Origin of the sequence: Ralstonia insidiosa, from assembly GCF_008801405.1 — a bacterium.
GTDB lineage: Bacteria > Pseudomonadota > Gammaproteobacteria > Burkholderiales > Burkholderiaceae > Ralstonia > Ralstonia insidiosa.
Genome location: NZ_VZPV01000003.1, coordinates 350,472 through 369,253, shown reverse-complemented (window position 1 = coordinate 369,253; position 18,782 = coordinate 350,472). Strand labels below are relative to the sequence as shown.

Below are 18,782 nucleotides of genomic sequence, written 5' to 3'. Positions count from 1 at the left end.
ACGTCACCACCAGCGTTGCACTAACGAATAAATTCAATGCTGCATATTCGGCATGGGTCGTTCGCTGTGCGCGGCAACACGGCTACGCTGTGCGGCAACATCACTTGCCTCGTGCGCCGCTTCGCCATGTCGTCCATCCCCCTGCATCGCCTGCCCACGGCACCCGAACGGCTTGCCGAGGTGCTGGCCGCCATCACGCCGCAACTGGCGGCTACCGCTGCGGAGCACGATGCGCACGGCACATTTGCGCACGAGAACTTTGCCCTGCTACATACTTCCGGATTGACCGCGCAAGTCATTCCGCACGCACATGGCGGCGGTGGCGCAAACCTGGCCACGGCGCGCCGCATCATCGCGTCGGTTGCGTATGGTGATGCCGCGACTGCACTCGTGCTGACGATGACGTATCTGCAGCATCGCGCGTTAGGCCGCGCAGATACGCGTTGGCCCGCGCACCTACGGCAGCAGGTGTTTTCCACGGCATTGAATGAAGGTGCCCTCATCAACGCATTGCGCGTGGAGCCAGACTTGGGCACACCGGCACGCGGCGGCCTGCCAGGCACGATCGCTACGCGCGTTGGCGACCACTGGCGCATTCACGGCCGCAAGCTCTACAGCACCGGCAGTCCGGCGCTGCGCTGGCTGGCGGTGTGGGCGCGCACCGATGAAGCGGAGCCGCGTGTCGGCATCTTCCTCGTCCCGCGCCCGCTGCCAGACACGCCCGGCATCCGCATCGAACCCACCTGGAACCACCTGGGCCTGCGCGCTTCCGGTAGCCACGACGTTGTGCTGGAAGACGTGGTCATTCCGCTCGACCACGCCGTTGACATCCGGCCTGCCGCTGAGTGGGCAGATAGCGGCGCGCATGTCGATCAGCAAGCCTGGATGGCCGTCCTGCTCGGCAGCCTGTACGACGCCGTGGCGCAGGCCGCGCGCGATTGGCTCGTGCAGTTCCTGAACACGCGTGCGCCTGCCAACCTCGGTGCGCCGCTGGCAACGCTGCCGCGCATGCAGGAGGCGGCCGGCGAAATTGCGGCCGCGCTGCGCACCAATCGCGTGCTGCTCGACCACGCTGCCGAGGCAGCCGATGCCGGCACACCGCTCTCCACGACCGATAGCGGGCTGCTCAAATACACCGTTACCGGCAATGCCATCCGCGCGGTGGAACTGGCGCTGCAGCTCTCGGGCAACCACGGCCTGTCGCGCCACAACCCGCTTGAGCGCCACTACCGCGATGTGCTCTGCAGCCGCATCCACACGCCGCAGAACGATTCGATCCTGCTGGCCGCCGGCCGCACTGCGCTTGGGGTTTAGCTGGACGCCAGAACCCGAGTCCAGCAAGATGAGCCGAAACCCCCACATCAGGAACCTGCCGATGAGCACGCCTGCCCTCGCTACCGCACCTGCACAAACGCAATCCCCGCAATCCATCGTGCCGCTGCGCGATTTCGTGACCGCACTGTCCCGCCTGCTTGATCAGCAGCCGACGGAGGCGGAGATCCTCTCGCGTGCCGGCGCGCTGCTCGGCGCACTCGTCGCGCAAGACAACTGGCTGCCTGCCGAATACGCCCAGCCGCACCCCGAGCACTTCCAGCAGTACCTGCTGCATGTCGATTCCGGCGAGCGCTTCTCCATCGTCAGCTTTGTCTGGGGCCCGGGCCAGCGCACGCCCATCCATGACCACACCACGTGGGGCCTGATCGGCATGTTGCGCGGCGCCGAGTATTCGCAGCCGTTCAAGCTTGCTGCCGATGGGCGCCCGCAGCCCGATGGTGCGGCCATCCGTCTGGAGCCGGGCCAGGTCGAGCGCGTCTCGCCGCGCGTGGGTGACATCCACCGCGTGCACAACGCGTTTGACGATCGCACGTCGATCAGCATCCACGTGTACGGCGGCAACATCGGCGGCATCCACCGCTCGGTCTATACGGAAGACGGCGAGCGCAAGCCGTTCATCTCCGGTTATTCGAATACCCACCTGCCCAATCTCTGGGACCGTTCCAAGGACACGTCTGCCTCATGAGTACCGTCATCGATACCCTCGAAGTCACCGACTCGCCGGTCGCCGCACCACTGGCCGAGACCCACGTTCCCACGCTCACTTATGCTGACGTGCGCGCCGCATTGCTGGCCCGCAAGGAAATCGCCCTGGTCGATGTGCGTGAGGAAGACCCCTACGCGCAGGCGCACCCGCTGTGGGCAGCCAACCTGCCGCTCTCGCGGCTGGAGCTGGAGGCGTGGTCGCGCATTCCGCGCCGGGATACGTTGATTGTTCTGTATGGCGTGCACGACGGTGCGGACCTTGCCCCGCGCGCTGCCGCCAAGTTGACCGAGCTCGGCTACACGCGTGTCTATCTGCTGGAAGGCGGTCTGGATGGCTGGCGCGCAGCCGGTGGCGAGGTCTTCCAGGACGTGAACGTCCCCAGCAAAGCCTTTGGCGAATACGTGGAGGCACAACGCCACACGCCCTCGTTCAGCGCGCAGGAAGTCAAGGCGCTGCTCGATGCCAAACGCGACGTCGTGATCGTCGATGCGCGCCGCTATGACGAATTCCAGACCATGAGCATCCCCACGGCGACCAGCGTGCCGGGGGCGGAGCTTGTGCTGCGCATCCGCGAACTGGCGCCGGACCCGACCACGCAGGTCATCGTCAACTGCGCAGGGCGCACGCGCAGCATCATCGGCACGCAATCGCTCGTGAATGCCGGCATTCCCAACCCGGTGGCGGCGCTGCGCAACGGCACCATCGGCTGGCTGCTGGCCGATCAGGTGCTGGACCACGGCATCAACCGCCGCCACCCGGAAGCCGTGTCCGCACAGACCCGTGCCCAGGCCCAGGCCGATGCCCGCGCCGTGGCGGAACGCGCCAATGTGCCCCGCATTGCCCTGGCCGACGTTGCCAAGCTGGAAACCCCGGACCGCACGCTCTACAAGCTGGACGTACGCACGCCCGAGGAATACGCCGCCGGCCACCTGCCCGGCTTTGCCAGCGCCCCGGGCGGGCAGCTCGTGCAGGAGACTGACCACACCGCCGCCGTGCGCGGTGCCCGCATTGTGCTGACCGACGACGACGGCGTACGTGCGGATATGACCGCCTCGTGGCTCGCGCAGATGGGCTGGGAGGTATACGTGACCGATCCGGTCGACGCCAGCGCGCGCAGCGCGACCGGCCCGTGGCACGCCCCCACCGCCGACACGCCCGCCGTGCGCACGGTCGATGCCCGCGCCCTGGCCGGTTGGCTGGAAGCCGGCGACACCGCCGTCATCGACGTCACCCGCAGCGCCAACTACGTGGCGCGGCACATTCCGGGCGCCTGGTTTGCCGTGCGTTCCGACCTGGCCGGCGCGCTCCAGCGCATCCCGCCGGCCCGCCGCTACGTGCTGACTTGCGGCTCCAGCCTGCTTGCCCGCTTTGCCGCTGTGGATCTGGCTAAGCTCACGCACGCCGAGGTCTGGGTGCTCGACGGCGGCACAGCCGCCTGGGTGGCCGCGGGTCTGCCGGTGGAATCCGGCGAAACGCACCTCGCCTCCGACCGGATCGACCGCTACCGCCGCCCGTACGAAGGCACCAACGCTCCGCGTGCGGCCATGCAAGGCTATCTGGACTGGGAGTTCGGTCTGGTCGCCCAACTCGGGCGCGATGGCACGCACGGCTTCCGGGTCATCTGATCGACCGGCTGAGGTTCTGATCTCCGCCCTTGAGGTTTTGACCGCCGCATCCGACGTTCTGAACCTCAGGGTGCCGGGTTCAGAACCCGCCCCTCCGGGTTCTGAACGCCCTCGTTGAAGTCCGGAACGCCAACGATGGCCTTTGGAGCGCGAAAGGCGGCGTTCCGAACGCGTCAGCCCCTCCAACTCACTTGCTTGCTAACGCCGCTAACAACGAGCGATAACAAAACTCGTTTTGCGCATAAGCCCACCTTGAGTAGCATCGGGACTTCCTCGCCGAGGTCTCGACATGTCTCCGTTCATCGCGGTCTGCCTGCTCATCACTTACGTGGTGTGGGGCACGACTTATCTGGCCATCCGTTTTGCGCTGACCGACCTGCCGCCCTTCCTGATGATGGGTTCGCGGTTTCTGGTGGCGGCAGCGCTGCTCGCCCCCCTGATCCTCCTGCGCCAGCGTGAGCGTGAGCGGCCGAGCTGGCGCCAGGTGCGCAATTGCGCGCTGATTGGCGGCTTCATGCTGGTGGGCGGCATGGGCATGACGGCAGTGGCCGAGCAGACCATCTCATCGGGCGCCACCACGGTGATGATCGCGTCGATGCCGCTGTTCTCCACCCTGTGGACGCTGCTGGCCGGCGGCCGTCTGCGGGCATATGAGATTGGCGCAATTGCGCTGGGCAGCATCGGCATTGCGGTGCTGTTTCACGGTGCGGAGTTCCAGGCCAGCACTGCCGGCGTGCTGGCACTGACCACGGCCATTGCGTCGTGGTCGTTCGGCTCGCAGCTCTCCAAGCGCATCGACATGCCCAAGGGCACGACGGCCTTTGTGCTGGAGATGGCCTTTGGCGGCGTGGCGCTGGTGTTGCTCAGCCTGATCGTGGGTGAAAAGTGGCCGCACAGCATCGGGTTGCACTCGGCGCTGGCGTGGGGCTATCTGGTGGTGTTCGGTTCGGCCATTGCGTTCACGGCTTACATGGCGCTGGTGGAGCGCGTGTCCACCGTCATGGCGACGAGCTATGTCTACGTGAACCCGCCCATCGCCCTGCTCATGGGCGCATGGCTGGCCGATGAGCAGGTCGCGCCGCAAACACTGAGCGCCACGGGCATCATCCTGGCGGCCGTGGTGGTGCTGACCGCAGGTGCCACGCGTGCCGCGCGGCGAGCGGCGGCCTGAGCATGCCTTCGTGCAACGCGCCACCTGCGCGATCACAAAATGCATCACGTACATCGCGTGACCTTGCGTAGCATCGAAGGCTTCCGCTTCGAGGCAGCACCATGTCCCCTTTTGTCGCGCTTTGCCTGCTCATCACCTACGTGGTGTGGGGCACCACCTATTTGGCTGCCCGCTTTGCGGTAGTCGATTTGCCGCCCTTCCTGATGATGGGTACGCGCTTTCTGGCGGCGGCCGCGCTGCTCAGCCCCTTGGCGATCTTGCGCCCGCGTGCACGCTTAAGTTGGCGTCAGGCGCGAAACTGCGCACTAATCAGTGTGTTCCTGCTGGTCGGCGGCATGGGGATGGCGGCGGTGGGCGCGCAAACCATTTCAGCCGGTGCGGGCACGGTCATGTTTGCCACAGTTCCGATGTTCGCGACGCTGTGGACCGTGTTGATGGGCGGACGATTGCGCAGCTATGAGGCCGGCGCCATCGCCTTGGGCAGTGTTGGCATTGCCGTACTGGTGCAAAGCGCGGAGTTCAGCACCAACCCCGGCGGGCTTTTGGCATTGGCCACGGCCATCACGTCATGGTCATTCGGCACGCAGCTCTCCAAGCGTATCGATTTGCCGCGCGGTCTGATGGGCTTCGTGCTGCAAATGGCCTTTGGCGGCGTGCTACTGATGCTGGTTAGCTTCGTGCTGGGCGAAGCCTGGCCACGCTATGTCGGCCTGCCCTCGGCGTTTGCCTGGGGTTATCTGGTTGTCTTCGGTTCAGCGATTGGCTTTTCGGCCTATTTGGCATTGGTCGAACGGGTTTCCAGCGTGATGGCAACCAGTTACGCCTACGTCAACCCACTCGTGGGGCTGCTGATGGGCTCCTGGCTGGCCAATGAACGGGTTGCGCCGCAAACGTTGTGGGCCACGGCGATCATCCTCGGAGCCGTGGTGGTGCTGACGGTCGGCGCCACGCTTGCCGCGCGGGGAGCGGCGGCCTGAACGTTATCCCGCAAGCGACGAGGGCAAGGAGCCGACGGGCTCGGCTTCTCTCTCCGGCGCATCGCTTGGCGTGCCGGCTTCACTGCCATCCAGCCGTTGGAGCCATGCCATCAACGGCTGGGCCTGTAGCGGGCGCGAGAACAAGTAGCCCTGTCCCAAGTCACAGCCCGCCTTGCGCAGCAGCGCGAGTTGCTCGGCGTCTTCCACCCCTTCAGCCACCACTTCCATCTTCAGGCTGTGCGCCATGGCGATGACCGCGCCGGCAATCGCCTCGCCATCGCCGGGCATGCGCTGCACAAAGCTGCGGTCAATCTTGAGCTTCTGGATGGGGAAGCGCTGCAGATACGCCAGCGATGAATAGCCCGTGCCGAAGTCATCAATCGACAGGCTGATACCCGCCAGGTGTAGTGCCTCAAGCAATGCGATGTTGGCTTCGATGTCTTCCATCAGCACGCTTTCGGTAATTTCCAGTTCCAGCATGTGCGGCGGCAGGCCCGTCTCGGCCAGCACGTTGAGCACGTTCTGCACGAGGGCCGGATCGCGCGCCTGCCGTCCAGAGAGATTGACCGACACGCGCAGTGCGACACCGTCTTCACGCATCCAGCGCGCGGCCTGTTTGCACGCGGTGCGCAGCACCCATAGGCCCAGCGGCACGATCAGGCCGGTTTCTTCCGCCACGGCAATGAACTCGCCGGGGCCGATCACGCCAATCTCCGGGTGGCGCCAGCGCACCAGGGCTTCCACGCCGTGCACGTGCGAGGTGGGAACCACTGCACCGTCCGTATCCAGCCCTTGCAGGTGGACCTGCGGCTGATACGCCAGCAGCAACTCTTCGCGGTCGAGCGCACGGCGCAGGTCGGCTTCCACGCGCAGGCGCCGGCGGGCCTGCTGGTCCATCTCGGAGGTGAAGCTGGCAGCGGCGTTCTTGCCGCGGTTCTTGGCGTAATACATCGCCGTATCGGCATTGCGCGTGAGCGCCTGCACGTCGCGGGCGTCATGCGGATACAGGCTCACCCCCACGCTGGCCGTTGCGTAAATCTGGTGCAAGTCCAGCGCAAACGGCGCGGCGAGCGCGGCGAGAATGCGCTTGGCCAGGCCATCGGCAAGCTCGGCAGCGTCCGACGGGGTGATCGATGCGCGCCCGGACAGTTCGGCAATGATGGCGAACTCGTCTCCGCCAATGCGGCACAGCACGGCGCGCAGGTTGGCTTGCTCAATCACCTCGTTCAGGCGGCGCGCCACCTGGCGCAGCAGGCGGTCGCCATTGTTGTGGCCCAAGGTGTCGTTGACCACCTTGAAGTTGTCGAGATCCAGCAGCAACAGGCCAACCGCCCCCGCCTGCCCCGCACGCTTGAGCGAGACCTGCAGCCGCTCGTTGAAGGCGTGCCGGTTCGGCAGCTCCGTCACCGAATCGATGTGGGCGAGATAGTCGAGGTGCGCTTCGGCCTGCAGCACCGCGTGGCGCATGCGGGCACACACCAGATAGGCGACGCCCATCGCGCCAATGCCCACCGACACCGTCAGCACGGCAAAGCCCAGCAACTGCATGTACAGGTCGGCCAGGCTGGAGCGGATCACCACGTAGCCGATCACGCGGCGCTCGGACTCCACCGGTTCCACCACCTCCAGCGTGGTCAGCGTGGAGACGTTTTCTTCGCGCAGCATGGCGGCATCGGGCGCTCGCACGGGGGCGGCCTCGCCATGCTGGTACAGCGCCAGCGGTTTGCGCAGCGCCGTGAAGATGCCCGCGGCGCGCAACGGCGGGGATGCACCCAGCGCGCCCAGCGTTTCTTCTGCCGCGTGGCGGTCGTTGAACAACAGCGCCGCCACACTGTTGGCGCCAATGATGCGCGCCTGCACGTGCACGTCACGCACCAGTGCCGCACGCAGGGCGATGAACTGGAACACGATCAGCAGGACGCCGGCGATGGTCAACGCTGCACCGGCACCAGCCATGTTTGCCCGCACCACGGTGTGCCCCAGACGGGGCCGTTGTGTCATCAGGGCCAGGTTCATTGCACGCTCCTCGCCAGACGCAGCAACTGCGAGCTGAGTTGCAAGCCGGCCTGCCGTGCCGCGCCCGCGTCGATGTCGAATACGACCCGCTTGTCCTGCAGCGCCAGCGCAATCATCGGCGCCAGCGCACTATTGCGGCCATCGCCCACCGTGAGCACGGGGGTGGCCGGGTTCAGGCGGACGCCGGCAGCCGATCGTGCATCCAGCACCAGCACATGGCAGCCGCCCACGGCGCCATCGTTGATCTTTCGGATTTCCAGCCGGTGTCCGCGCACGGGTTTTCCTGTCAGTTGTTCCAAGGCCGCTAGCAGAGGTTGCTCGGCGGCCACGCACAGCACCATGGGGGCGTCTGCCAGCATCGCGTCAGTCGGCCAGGTGGTGAACAGTGCAAAGTTGTAGATGAAGGCCGCCTTGATCTGGACTTCGCTGGCCTGCATCTGCGCATAGGTGGCCCGCATCCAAGCCACCGTTGCCAGCACCATGGCCAACACCGCGCACAGCCGACGCAGGCGCAGGCGCTGGCGCGTGGCACGACGGAGGTAGGCGCACAGTGCGTTCATCGGAAGGTGTAGGTGAGCTTCAGGCGAAACGTGCGGCCGTCCTGCCGGATGGCAGGCATCTCCACCTCTGGCCCGGCCGGATCGGCATAGCGCCGGTCGAACAGGTTGTAGAGGCTGGCCGACATCTCCAGATTGGGTGCCAGCCGCGTCGCCAGCAAGGTCAGGTTGGCAATCCAGTAGCCGCCCACGCTGCCCGATGTCGTCAAGCGGTTACTGATGTATTGCGCTTCCAGCCCGGCTCTCCAGTCGCTGCGCCACAGCGGCGTGCTGGCGTTGAGCTTGAGCATGTGGCGCGGGGAGTCGCTCAGTGTCTGGCCGGTGGCGCCGTCTTCTGAATGCTGGAAGCTGTAGCTCGCGCGCAGGCGGGTGCCACCAGGCCAGTTCTGCTGGTAGCCGAGTTCTGCGCCGCGTGTGCGCACACGCGACACGTTGCTGAAATACAGAAGCCCGGTGTTGGGGTCTTCACTCTGGCTGATCAGGTTGGAGACGTTGTTCTGAAACACCGACAGCGTGGCCTTGCCACCGGCGCTGACCTGCTGCTCCAGCACGGCTTCATACGTCCGGATGCGCTCGGCAACCAGGCCCGTGTTGACCTGCTGGCCACCCGGCGCGACGGTCTGGTAGTTCAGCTCGTAATCGTTGGGCGCACGGTAGGCCATTCCGTAGATCGCCTTGACGGTCGTGGTGGGCGCGGCGTGCCAGATCAGGCCCACGCGCGGGCTGAAGATGCCCGGCGAAAAGGTGGTGTGGTCGTACCGCAGGCCGGTGTCGAGCACCCAGTTCTGGCTGATGGCGAACTGGTCTTGCACGTAGATGCCCACGCGGGTGTTGTTGCGGTGGTCGTCCAGGTAGCTGAAGTACGGGGTGACATCAAAGTTGCGCATCGCGTCGCGGTAGTCGCGCTGCAGTTCGGTGCCGATCGCGAGCGTGTGCTGGTCAAGGCGCCGCGTGACGAGCTTAAACTCGGCGCCGTACCAGGCGGAGTCGTACCAGTCGTGGTTCTCGGTCACGGGTGGATAGTTGTAGACGTAGTGGCCCTGCGATACGTAGCGGCCCCAGTACAGCCGCGCCGAGACATCGGTGGCATCGTCCAGCGCGTGCTGCCACGTGCCATTGAGCATCTGGCGGGTATCAATGGTGCGCGAGCGCGGGTCATTGAAGAGCTGGTCGTACGGCGCGGTGGGTGTGCCCTTGGTGCGGTCTGCATAGCCGAAGGTCAGGCCAAACTCGCCGAAGCTGCCCTTGGCGAACAGGCGCTTGCCGCGGTCGAAATCCATGCCGCGCGCAACACCGTCGCTCACACCGGGCTGGTTGAACTGCGGGAAGTACTGGTCACGGCCGGGCGCGTCGTTCACGCTGGCCGAGAGCAGCCATTCGGCGCCGTTGTCTGCGCGGTTGCCCCAGGTCACCCGCCCATCACGCGCATTGGCGCTGCCGGTGGCACCGCTGACCTGCACACCGCCGATGTCCCGCCCGCGCTTGGTGATGATGTTGATCACCCCAAACAGCGCGTTCGAGCCGTACACGGCAGAGCCCGCTCCGGGCACGTATTCGATACGCTCGATCAGGTCCACATCGAGCATCGCATCGGTGCCGACTGCAGCTTCGTCAAAGACAGAGTCGTTGGTCCGGTAACCGTCGATCAGCAGCAGGAAGCGCGTGTCATAATCGCCCGGGCGCAGAAAACCACGAGCGCCCAGCGAGGCGTAATTACGGTCGTAGTTGGTATACAGCCCCAGCAGGCTGCCCAGGATGTCGGCCAAGGTGCGCCAGCCGTACGTCTTGATATCTTCGGCGGTGATCACCTGCACGTTGGCGGGTGCTTCATTGGCCGCCTCGGCGTACTTGGATGCCCCGGTCACCACCTGCACCAGCATCAATTGTTCGATGGGCAGTTCGGTCAGATCGTTCACGTCGGCTCCCGCATAGACGACGGCCGGCACCAGCAGAAATGCCAGCGCAAACATTTGCGCATTGCCAATCCGCCCGAAATTCCGCAAAAGCAGGTGCGGCAACAACCCAAACGGAACCATGGCACGCACGTGCTTTCGTGGGCCGTGGAAGACACGGCGTACGAGCGCACGCGCAATCACAACAAGGGGCGACATCGGCAGACCAGCAGAACCGATCACGTCTCTGAAGGACGTTCAACGGGATTTCAATCGTTCTGCTCTAAAACGGAGAGCGGAGGCGGTTCTTTACCCCTCCGTGGGCGGGACGACACAATGTCGCGCTTGTGGTGCGCGTTAGACGCGCGTTAGGTGCGCGCCAGGTGCGGTAAGCGGGGGAAACCTCAGCGGCGGCGCTTGCGCAGGCGCTCGATGGCAGCCAGTTGGGCCACGGCTTCTGTCAGTTCCGCCTGGGCACGGGCATAGTCGATCTTGCTGTGGCTGTTCTGCATGAGCTCTTCAGCGGCCTTGCGTGCTTGCTGGGCTTTGACCTCGTCCAGATCACGCGCGCGCACGGCGGTGTCGGCCAGCACGATCACCTGTTCGGGTTGCACATCGACAAAGCCGCCGGCCACGAACAGGATCACTTCTTCGTCGTTCTCGAGGGTGACGCGCACGGTGCCGGGGCGCAGGCGCGTGAGCAGGCGCTCGTGACCGGGCAGGATGCCCAGTTCGCCCTCGGTGCCGGGGATGACCACGAACTTGGCTGTGCCTTCGTACAACCGTTCTTCCGCCGTCACGACATCGACCTTCAGCACCGGCATGGCGTCTCCTGTTCCTGTGTTGCGCGCACTGGTTCACAAGGTAGCACGATGTGCGCCCAGCGCCCTACCCTCTATCACGCGGTGTTTGACTGGCACAGCCCACCGCCTTGCCCTGCCCCGCCGCTTCGTAAGGTTTCACAGTGTGAAGCGTCATAAAGGCACCCTACACTCTGTCGCCATCATCCGAATGAAATGCAGAGGAAACACAAGCATGCTGGGCGATCTGTTGATGTCGTTCTTCGAGGTGGCCCGCCAGGGCAGCGTGACGGGCGCGGCCAAGCGCCTGCGCCTGTCGCAGCCCACCGTGACGGGTCGCATCCGCCAGCTGGAAGAGATGTACGGCGTGGAGCTGTTCCACCGCCGCGGCAGCCGGCTCGACCTGTCTGACCTGGGCGTGAGCCTCATGCCCATTGTCGAGCGCCTGGCACAGCAGGAAGGCGACGTCGATTTTCTCCTGCGCAATGCGGGCGACTTGCGCACCGGCAATCTGCGCGTGGGCGCCACCGGCCCCTACTACATCCTGCCCAGCGTGGCCGCCTTCCGCGCCCGCTACCCGACCATCGAGATCACCATCGAGTTCGGCAACTCGCAGCAGATGCTGGAGGCGCTGTCCGAAGTCCGCATCGACCTGGCTGTTTCGTCGCATGCGGTGGACGACGAACGCCTGCATCGCATCACCCTGGCCGACGACACCATGGTGCTGGTGGTGCCGCTGGACAGCCCGCTGGCACGCTGCCCGCATGTGACGCTGGACGACATTGCCGGCTGCCAACTGCTGATGCGCGAGCCAGGCTCCGTCACCCGACGCGTGACCGAAGACGCCCTGGCCGCCGCCGGCATCGAGCCGGCCAGCATGAGCATCATCGGCAGCCGCGAGGCCATCTATGAGGCGATCAGCCTGGGGTTGGGCTGCAGCATCGTGCCCGCACGCGAGGCACCGCGCCGGCCCGACGTGCGTGTGCTGCCGTTTGCCGCCAATGCGCCGGTCATCCACGAATACCTGTATTTCCTGAAGGAGCGCAGGGATTCTCGGCTGGTGCGCAGCTTCCTGGATTGTCTGGACAAACACCACCCGAAGAAAAACGCCGATGCGTTCATCGCCAAAGTTATGGCGATGGACACAACCACGACGCGTTGAGGCAGTAACCTCGCGGTTTTTCCAACCGCCACTGCCACCTGTTGTATGCAATCGCTTGCCCTGTTCGACCTGGACCACACCCTGCTGCCCATCGACAGCGAATACGAATGGGGCCGCTTCCTGGTTGCCCAGGGCGCGGTGGACCGCGAGGCCTTTGAGCAAGCCAACGAGCGCTGGATGCGCGAGTACCGAGAGGGCACGCTCGACTTCGCACGCCATGCACGCTTCTCGCTCGGGCTGCTGGCGCAGCATCCGCGCACCCGGCTCGATGCGTGGCGCGCCAACTTCATGCGCGAAGTCATCCAACCGGCCATGCTCCCACGCGCGAAGAAACTGGTTGATGCGCACCTGCACGCAGGCGACCTGTGCTGCATTGTCACCGCCACGCACCGCTACCTGACCGAGCCGATTGCCGCCGCCTTCAACGTGCCGCACCTACTGGCCGTGGAAGGCGAGACGGTTGGCAACCAGGCTGACAGCAACTTCACGGGCAACCTGGTCGGCACCCCGAGCTTTGGCGCCGGCAAAATCGTGCGCGTGACCGAGTGGCTTGCGCAGCGCGGCCAACGCATGGCGGACTTCTCCCGCACGGTGTTCTACAGCGATTCACGCAACGATCTGCCACTGTTGGAAACCGTCTCCCACCCCATTGCCATCAGCCCCGATGCCACCTTGCGCGGCGTGGCTGAAGCGCGTGGCTGGCCGGTGGTTGAACTCTTCGTCGCTTAAGTTTGATTTTTCCTGGCGTTTCCGTTCAGTGCCACTTACTGTGCGTCCGTTACCGGATACGGCTCGTCCGTGACGGTATAGCCCAGGTCGCGCAGCTTCTGTTTGACCAGATCACGCTGCGCTTTGCTGTACGTCACGTTGTCTGCGATTTTGAACGGCACGTCCAGATTGAGCGTCTTGACGATGATGTTCAGGGCGTAGTCCCACGCGCGCACGTAGCGCAGCTCTTCGGGGGTCATGTATGACTCGCTGCCGTCTTCGTTGCGACGGCGTACGCCAATGTCTTTGAGCGGTAGCGGATCGTTCAGGACGGGGATCAGTACCGGCACGAACTTGGGGATGCGCCACGCACGGTACTCATAAAAAATCGTCAAGAAATCTTGCTTGCGCTGATAGCGGTCGGTGCCCAGTTCATGCGCCATGCGCTCAAGGCCGCCTGGCTCATCCAATAGCGCCAAGCCAAACAAAGCGCCGTACCGAGTTTCGTAGTAACTAGCTTCCAGATACGGCTTGATGTCTGCAATCCGTTGATTTTCGGGTACCGGCATCTGGGCCATAACGAGCAGGAGTTTTTTGTTTTTCTCCTCCCTTGGCGGAAGCAATTTGGCCTTGAGAATAGGATAGACCTCGGCACGAGGGTTTTCGATCAGGCCCAGCACGCTGTTACTTCGCCCCCCTTCCCCTAATCCTTGTGCCAGCAGCAAGGCGGAGTCCAGCGTGCGCACGCGGCGTAAATAACCGTACGCAATATCCCGTGTGGTGCTATCCGTCTTCGGATCATTCACGATGGCACGAATCTCCGGAATGATGCCGATGTTCTGCCGGTCAACGTAGGCCTGGGCAGCACTCCAATTGTCGTTTCGAATCATCTGTGCCAACGGCAACATGGTGGCGCTCTCCCGGGTAGTCTGCTCTTGCGTGACTGCATGCACCGTCGGCAGCGACGTGCAGAGAATACTGAATGCGATCAGGCAAACATGCCTTGATCGGTTTTTTGTTCGAATGGGTTCCATGAGGCTTGGGTGTCGGTTGAGGAGATTTTTCGGTTCTGCAGTGCAATCGCGCGCGCGGTCTCGATTTCGGACTTGTCAGCCGAAGACACAATCTTCGGTACCACCTGACAGCACAACATCTTGCCGCCCACATCCCAGCCGTTGCCCACATTGGACTGTCGACCAAGCTGCCGCGTGGTGGCCGCAAGTGGGCCATAGGTGGTGATCAGACTCGTGTAGCAATACATCAGCATGCGGCGGGACCAGTAGTCTTGCAGTGCGTGGTTTTCTGGAGGGCCTCCAGGAATCTTCGTCACCACGTCGTCGCCCTTGGCGTTGACCGTGGCTGGGTGCCACAAGCCCAGGAAGTGGCCAATCTCGTGCGCAAAGGTCTGCACCAACCGATCTCGCGTGGATGGCGTTTGGCCATGCATCTTGTCGGCCGCCACCAGTGCGGTGTTCTCGCTGCCCCAGCCGATACCGCCGCCCACCATGGAGTCCACCACGTACATGTTGAGGTGGTTGGGCAGGCGGTTCAGGCTCGTGATCGCGCCAAACTCGTGGATGGGCACGTCGTTGCCGGCGGCATCCTTGACCGTGGCAGCCGTCATGGCACCAGCCTGATGCAGATCAATGGTCTCGTTCAACCATCGGGTGACGCTAAAGCGGATGCCCGCGGCACGCCAGATGTGGTTGATGCCGTGCATGGCGGCCGTAGCGGGTATGGTGACGGCCGGGGTGCCATGGAAGATCTGTTGGATGGTGCTCTGACTCAGGGCAGGCGCGATGCGCGGTACATCCTGCTCCGACCGGCCCTTCTGGCCAATGCTCACGAAGTGCACGGCGACAGCGACTTCGATCGGTGCGTAGACCTGCACGTAGAGCTTGTGCAGCAGCAAACCATCAGAACTGCCATATCGCACTTCAATCACAGCTTGTTTTGGAGCAGCCTCGTCGCTCCCCTTGACACCGGTGAACTCATACAGCCCACCCGGCCGCCCAACCACCGACACCACCCCAGGGTCGCTACTGCTCACGCTCAGCGGCACACCATAGGCCATGTGCAATCGCTCCAACCGCAAGGTGACGGTGTGCCCCACCTCCAGGCTCAGGATCGGACCGTCGTGGGTGGTATAGCCTCGCTCGTCCAGCTCAGGGCTGTCCGGGTCATATTTGATCGCCGGGTTGTAGCGCGCAAAGCGCACGGGTATGAAGCGGTGGCCGTCATAGATCTCGCGCACCAGCGGGGCGACGGTTGGTATGCCGTTGCCCTTGGGCGCGGGGCCGGCGGGTACCTTGCACGGGACCATGGTGTCCGGGGGCGCGCTGCCTCCGCCCTGCGCGAGCTTGGCGACAAACTCTGGCTGGAAGCGCTTGAACTCCGAGTGGGCGGGGTCGGTATGAAACCCCAGGGCTTGGGCGGGGTCGATCTTGCCGTTGACCAGCAGGCGCCGCTCGATTTCTCCATTGGGCTCTAGTGCGTTGTCCACTTGGAAGCGCAGGATGGCGTCTTCAATCTCGGGGTTGCCGAGCTTGTCGTCGGGCTGTTGGCTATCTGTGGTGGGGCGCTCCCACGGGCGTAGCGATTCGGCCGCCGGCACGACGGGCCGGTACGGTTTGTCGTAGTAGCCCATCACCATCAGGCGCCGCTTGGCGCCTTGAATACTCATGGTGGTCTCGCCATCGGTGTGCTCGTCTTCGCTGTAATCGCGCGCACGCAAGTGCAGCGTAGTACCGAGGATGGTCAACTCCCCCGTGAGCCCAGGCTGCAGGCCGTTCAGCAGGATCTGGCCGCTCTCGGGGGTGCGGTCTTCCACGTCGGGCTGGTTGGGAATGCGCAGCGTGTACGGCAGGCCGCCCAGGCCGCGCTCCGCTTCCGTACGAGTGTTGCCGGGCATGCGCTGGAAATAGATGCGCAGCGGGCGCAGCGGCTGTTCGACCTTACACACCGCGCCGCCAGGCTTGAGTGTGAGATCGGGCAGCGAGGCGCCTTTCTTGGGCGCAGGCTTGGGATTCGGTTTGGGAGTCGGCTTCTTGGTGGCCATCGGTCTTACAGAATTTCAATCTTGAGGGTTTCGCTAAATTCAGCCAGCCGCAGGCCCGTTTCGCCTCGGGCGTTGGTAACGCCTTCGAACACGCTGCCGTCAGCCCGCGTAATGCGGTATGGCTGGTATGGGGCGATCTGGTCCGTGCCAGCCCAGTGCAACGTGTAGTGGCCTGAGTACCCCTGACCAAAGCTGGGCATGGCGATGCTGTTTGTCTTGGGGCCGGTGAGCGTTCGGCTGCCGGCGTATACGGACCAACCGCCGCTGGTGCCACTTTCAATGCCGTCAGGCGTCATGCGGTGGTACGTGCCGCCCACGTTGAAAACGATCTCTTTCGCGGCTGTAATTTCTACGCGGCCTTCTGTGCTGGCGATGCGCAACGCCTGCTGCGCAACCACTTCCATCGCGTTGCCCTGTGCCTCCACCGCAACCTTGCCTTTGCGGGCAACTAGCCTTACGTCTGCGTTATGGCCACACAGTGAGACGCCCTGCACAGCGCTGCCCACAATGCTGGCCCCGGCTGACATCGATAGATGTTGCCCCGTGGTCAATGCTGTGTGGTCGCCGCTATGTAGGTGCGTGGTCTTGGGTGTGGTGCTGGCAATGCCTGCTGGGCTGGCCAGCACCATCATCGGGGTCGATAGTTCACCCATTGCCTCGCCGCTGCCCCGAATGCTGGCGTTCTGCTCGGCAATCGCTTGGGCCACGTCCTTCTGCTCACTCGTTTGCGCCAGCGCGGCAACGCTGGCTTCCAAAACGTTTCTGGCTTCGGCCAATGCCTGCTCCAGCCGGCGTATGGTCTCTTGCATCGACAAGACATGGCCTTCAGCCTTGCGGCGCGCTTCGGTGGTAATCAACAGGCCTTGCGCACGAATCGAACCCCTGCCGTCCGTGCGCAACTCAAATCCTTCACCGCGCTTGTCTTTACGACCCACAGCATTGGGAACACGCACGTTGTGCCCGAGTGCCAGCAGACTGTGCTCATGATCGGATGCAAGCTGGACCTGTTGTTGACCTTGCGTGTCGTCAAATAGCAGGTGGTTGCGCCCTTCAGCGTAGTGCTCCTTGCTGGCATACCCCGAGAGTGCATGCTGGCTTGGCAAAGACCAAGGCGGTAGGTTGAGCCGGTTGTTGACCGGGCCAACGATATAGGGGCGATCCGGGTCACCCCCCACAAAGCCGATCGTGACCTCCTGGCCAATGCGCGGCACGAACTGCGCACCAAAGCTGTCACCTGACGCGAACTCTGTGGTGCGCAGGTAGCAGGAGCTGTTTTCGTTGTTCTGCCCCTCGCGGTCCCAGGGAAATTGCACCTTGACCCGGCCGATGTCATCACACCAGATCTCCTGGTTGTCAGGGCCGACCACACGCGCCATCAACGTACCGTGGATGTAAGGCTTCTCTACACGCTCGGGCCGCAGCAACGCATTGGTGGGCTGGGCCTCGAACTCCACCTCGCAGCGCCAGCTTTGCTCGGTGCCTGTGCGTTGACCAATATCTTCGATCAACAGGCGGGTTGCATGGACGAGGTACTCTCGGTTGGCATCGCGCTTCACAAAGCGCGCCAGTTTGAAGCTGCATCCGGGAATGAGCGCGCGCACGTTGCCTTTACCGCGCACACGCACACCGTGCTGGCGCACAGCCTCCATACGGATGCGGGCCAGCATGTCACCTTCGCTCCACGGGTCATTGCCGGCTTTCGGCTGCGCGTAGTCGCCGGGCCAATCGTAGATCTCCTGCCCTGCGTGACTGGTCTTGCGTGGGGCAGATGTGGAAACGGCCAAATCCGCCCGAGGCTTACCGTGGTCATAGTCCGTGTGCGTCCATCGGCCAGCAACCAAACGATCAACCACTTCGAACGCGTAGAGATGCTCTTCATCCGTCCGGTCCGAAGACGGGTACCACTTGATAGTGTGATAGGCCGGTGAAGCGGTATTGCGGAATGCTCCATTGCCATCCGTCAACACCAGACGATGATGGCATTCAGAGTGTTCGAAGAAGAACGATATGCCCCACTCGGCCAGCAGGCGGCGGACAAATTGATAATCTGATTCACCGTACTGGACTTGGTATTCCCGCACGGGATACTGTGGCCCGACTGCGCCAATCAGGCGGTTTTCTACTGGGAAGATGTATTCGGACAGTATGCTTTCGACAATTTCAACGACGTTTTTTTGTTGAAAGATCCGATAGTTTTTGTTCAATGACGCGAGCCACAACCAAGGCCGCAACGTGAGCCGGTACAGAATGGCATTTTCCACACAGAGCGGGCCGCGCACTTCAGTGACGATGCCGGTGATCTGGCGAGTGCTACGGCCAATGCTGCCGTCAAGGCCTGTACCATTTCCATCCAGCTCGATTTCGACCGTCAACTCTTTGCCCTGCATGGCCTCCGTATTCAGCTCAGCCGCTGGGCCGTGGAGCAGATTGCGTGCGTCCGGTGTCTTGAGCTCCAACGCATAGCAGAACAGGTCATTGACGTTTTCAATGCCTGACAGCCTTGCAAACACCAGTGCTGGTTGCCCAAGAATTTCTGGCATTCCCGGTCCGATAACGCGCACTGTGCGGAAATGGAACGGAAGACGATTGCCCATGGCGACACCCCTAAAGCCAGGAAATTAGGGGCAGCGCCAAACCTATGCCGCCCAAAGCGGCATAGGTTCAAAGAAATAGGCACTGAGATATATGAGACGAATCTGAATTTTGTGCTGGTATTTACCCGGAGCCCCCCCGTTTGCAGAACAATTTCTACAGACGCAGTAGCGTCGATTCAAA

14 protein-coding genes are annotated in these 18,782 nt (G+C 63.6%); 7 read left to right on the top strand and 7 right to left on the bottom strand.

Going from position 1 to position 18,782, the window contains the following annotated elements; genetic code table 11:
- The first annotated feature begins 126 nt into the window (after positions 1-126).
- The 5 genes from F7R11_RS23810 (at position 127) to F7R11_RS23790 (ending at position 5,814) form a co-directional block, all read left to right on the top strand.
- On the top strand, positions 127-1,314 hold the full coding sequence (locus tag F7R11_RS23810; protein WP_064809041.1) for an acyl-CoA dehydrogenase family protein: 1,188 nt from the start codon (positions 127-129) through the stop codon (positions 1,312-1,314).
- Positions 1,315-1,375: 61 nt separating this feature from the next.
- Complete coding sequence (locus F7R11_RS23805) at positions 1,376-2,020, top strand: cysteine dioxygenase family protein (protein WP_064807265.1); 645 nt, start codon at positions 1,376-1,378, stop codon at positions 2,018-2,020.
- Entirely contained in the window at positions 2,017-3,666 is a 1,650-nt protein-coding gene (locus tag F7R11_RS23800) for a rhodanese-related sulfurtransferase (RefSeq protein WP_064807267.1), read from the top strand. Before F7R11_RS23805 ends, F7R11_RS23800 begins: the two co-directional genes overlap by 4 nt.
- A 289-nt stretch (positions 3,667-3,955) precedes the next feature.
- On the top strand, positions 3,956-4,837 hold the full coding sequence (locus tag F7R11_RS23795) for an EamA family transporter (protein ID WP_064807270.1): 882 nt from the start codon (positions 3,956-3,958) through the stop codon (positions 4,835-4,837).
- A 101-nt stretch (positions 4,838-4,938) separates the two neighbouring features.
- The gene (locus tag F7R11_RS23790) at positions 4,939-5,814 is read left to right on the top strand and encodes an EamA family transporter (protein WP_064807273.1); all 876 of its coding nucleotides are present in this window, start codon (positions 4,939-4,941) and stop codon (positions 5,812-5,814) included.
- 3 nt (positions 5,815-5,817) lie between these two features.
- Here F7R11_RS23790 and F7R11_RS23785 read toward each other — a convergent pair whose 3' ends face one another.
- The 4 genes from F7R11_RS23785 to F7R11_RS23770 all read right to left on the bottom strand — a co-directional run bounded on the left by F7R11_RS23785 (position 5,818) and on the right by F7R11_RS23770 (position 11,103).
- Positions 5,818-7,830 carry a putative bifunctional diguanylate cyclase/phosphodiesterase gene (locus tag F7R11_RS23785; RefSeq protein WP_064807275.1) on the bottom strand — a complete coding sequence of 671 codons (2,013 nt, stop codon included), beginning with the start codon at positions 7,828-7,830 and terminating at the stop codon, positions 5,818-5,820.
- On the bottom strand, positions 7,827-8,390 hold the full coding sequence (locus F7R11_RS23780; RefSeq protein ID WP_064807278.1) for a YfiR family protein: 564 nt from the start codon (positions 8,388-8,390) through the stop codon (positions 7,827-7,829). The genes F7R11_RS23785 and F7R11_RS23780 overlap by 4 nt, the downstream gene beginning before the upstream one ends.
- Positions 8,387-10,357, bottom strand: a complete 1,971-nt coding sequence (locus F7R11_RS23775) for a TonB-dependent receptor plug domain-containing protein (RefSeq protein ID WP_064809042.1) — start codon at positions 10,355-10,357, stop codon at positions 8,387-8,389. Before F7R11_RS23775 ends, F7R11_RS23780 begins: the two co-directional genes overlap by 4 nt.
- A gap of 326 nt (positions 10,358-10,683) precedes the next feature.
- A complete protein-coding gene (locus F7R11_RS23770) occupies positions 10,684-11,103 on the bottom strand; it encodes a F0F1 ATP synthase subunit epsilon (RefSeq protein WP_021194052.1) in 420 nt (139 codons plus the stop codon).
- Between the two features lie 211 nt (positions 11,104-11,314).
- On the opposite strand from F7R11_RS23770, the gene F7R11_RS23765 reads away from it, so the two are divergent.
- Complete coding sequence (locus F7R11_RS23765; protein ID WP_064807280.1) at positions 11,315-12,241, top strand: LysR substrate-binding domain-containing protein; 927 nt, start codon at positions 11,315-11,317, stop codon at positions 12,239-12,241.
- 45 nt (positions 12,242-12,286) lie between these two features.
- Positions 12,287-12,970, top strand: a complete 684-nt coding sequence (locus F7R11_RS23760) for an HAD family hydrolase (RefSeq protein WP_064807282.1) — start codon at positions 12,287-12,289, stop codon at positions 12,968-12,970.
- 35 nt (positions 12,971-13,005) lie between these two features.
- Here F7R11_RS23760 and F7R11_RS23755 read toward each other — a convergent pair whose 3' ends face one another.
- From F7R11_RS23755 to F7R11_RS23745, 3 genes are read right to left on the bottom strand one after another with little or no spacing between them, the layout of a single operon-like run.
- Positions 13,006-13,983: a protein kinase family protein gene (locus F7R11_RS23755; protein WP_151180569.1), complete on the bottom strand. Its 978-nt coding sequence runs from the start codon at positions 13,981-13,983 to the stop codon at positions 13,006-13,008.
- Positions 13,938-16,007: a zinc metalloprotease gene (locus tag F7R11_RS23750; protein WP_064807287.1), complete on the bottom strand. Its 2,070-nt coding sequence runs from the start codon at positions 16,005-16,007 to the stop codon at positions 13,938-13,940. The genes F7R11_RS23755 and F7R11_RS23750 overlap by 46 nt, the downstream gene beginning before the upstream one ends.
- Positions 16,008-16,012: 5 nt before the next feature.
- The gene (locus F7R11_RS23745; protein WP_064807290.1) at positions 16,013-18,601 is read right to left on the bottom strand and encodes a type VI secretion system Vgr family protein; all 2,589 of its coding nucleotides are present in this window, start codon (positions 18,599-18,601) and stop codon (positions 16,013-16,015) included.
- Positions 18,602-18,782 lie beyond the last annotated feature (181 nt).

What these genes read in the sequence shown, in the direction of transcription:
- F7R11_RS23810 (WP_064809041.1), top strand. Translation starts at nt 127, where the DNA reads ATGTCGTCCATCCCCCTGCATCGCCTGCCCACGGCACCCGAACGGCTT.
- F7R11_RS23805 (WP_064807265.1), top strand. Translation starts at nt 1,376, where the DNA reads ATGAGCACGCCTGCCCTCGCTACCGCACCTGCACAAACGCAATCCCCG.
- F7R11_RS23800 (WP_064807267.1), top strand. Translation starts at nt 2,017, where the DNA reads ATGAGTACCGTCATCGATACCCTCGAAGTCACCGACTCGCCGGTCGCC.
- F7R11_RS23795 (WP_064807270.1), top strand. Translation starts at nt 3,956, where the DNA reads ATGTCTCCGTTCATCGCGGTCTGCCTGCTCATCACTTACGTGGTGTGG.
- F7R11_RS23790 (WP_064807273.1), top strand. Translation starts at nt 4,939, where the DNA reads ATGTCCCCTTTTGTCGCGCTTTGCCTGCTCATCACCTACGTGGTGTGG.
- F7R11_RS23785 (WP_064807275.1), bottom strand. Translation starts at nt 7,830, where the DNA reads ATGAACCTGGCCCTGATGACACAACGGCCCCGTCTGGGGCACACCGTG.
- F7R11_RS23780 (WP_064807278.1), bottom strand. Translation starts at nt 8,390, where the DNA reads ATGAACGCACTGTGCGCCTACCTCCGTCGTGCCACGCGCCAGCGCCTG.
- F7R11_RS23775 (WP_064809042.1), bottom strand. Translation starts at nt 10,357, where the DNA reads ATGTTTGCGCTGGCATTTCTGCTGGTGCCGGCCGTCGTCTATGCGGGA.
- F7R11_RS23770 (WP_021194052.1), bottom strand. Translation starts at nt 11,103, where the DNA reads ATGCCGGTGCTGAAGGTCGATGTCGTGACGGCGGAAGAACGGTTGTAC.
- F7R11_RS23765 (WP_064807280.1), top strand. Translation starts at nt 11,315, where the DNA reads ATGCTGGGCGATCTGTTGATGTCGTTCTTCGAGGTGGCCCGCCAGGGC.
- F7R11_RS23760 (WP_064807282.1), top strand. Translation starts at nt 12,287, where the DNA reads ATGCAATCGCTTGCCCTGTTCGACCTGGACCACACCCTGCTGCCCATC.
- F7R11_RS23755 (WP_151180569.1), bottom strand. Translation starts at nt 13,983, where the DNA reads ATGGAACCCATTCGAACAAAAAACCGATCAAGGCATGTTTGCCTGATC.
- F7R11_RS23750 (WP_064807287.1), bottom strand. Translation starts at nt 16,007, where the DNA reads ATGGCCACCAAGAAGCCGACTCCCAAACCGAATCCCAAGCCTGCGCCC.
- F7R11_RS23745 (WP_064807290.1), bottom strand. Translation starts at nt 18,601, where the DNA reads ATGGGCAATCGTCTTCCGTTCCATTTCCGCACAGTGCGCGTTATCGGA.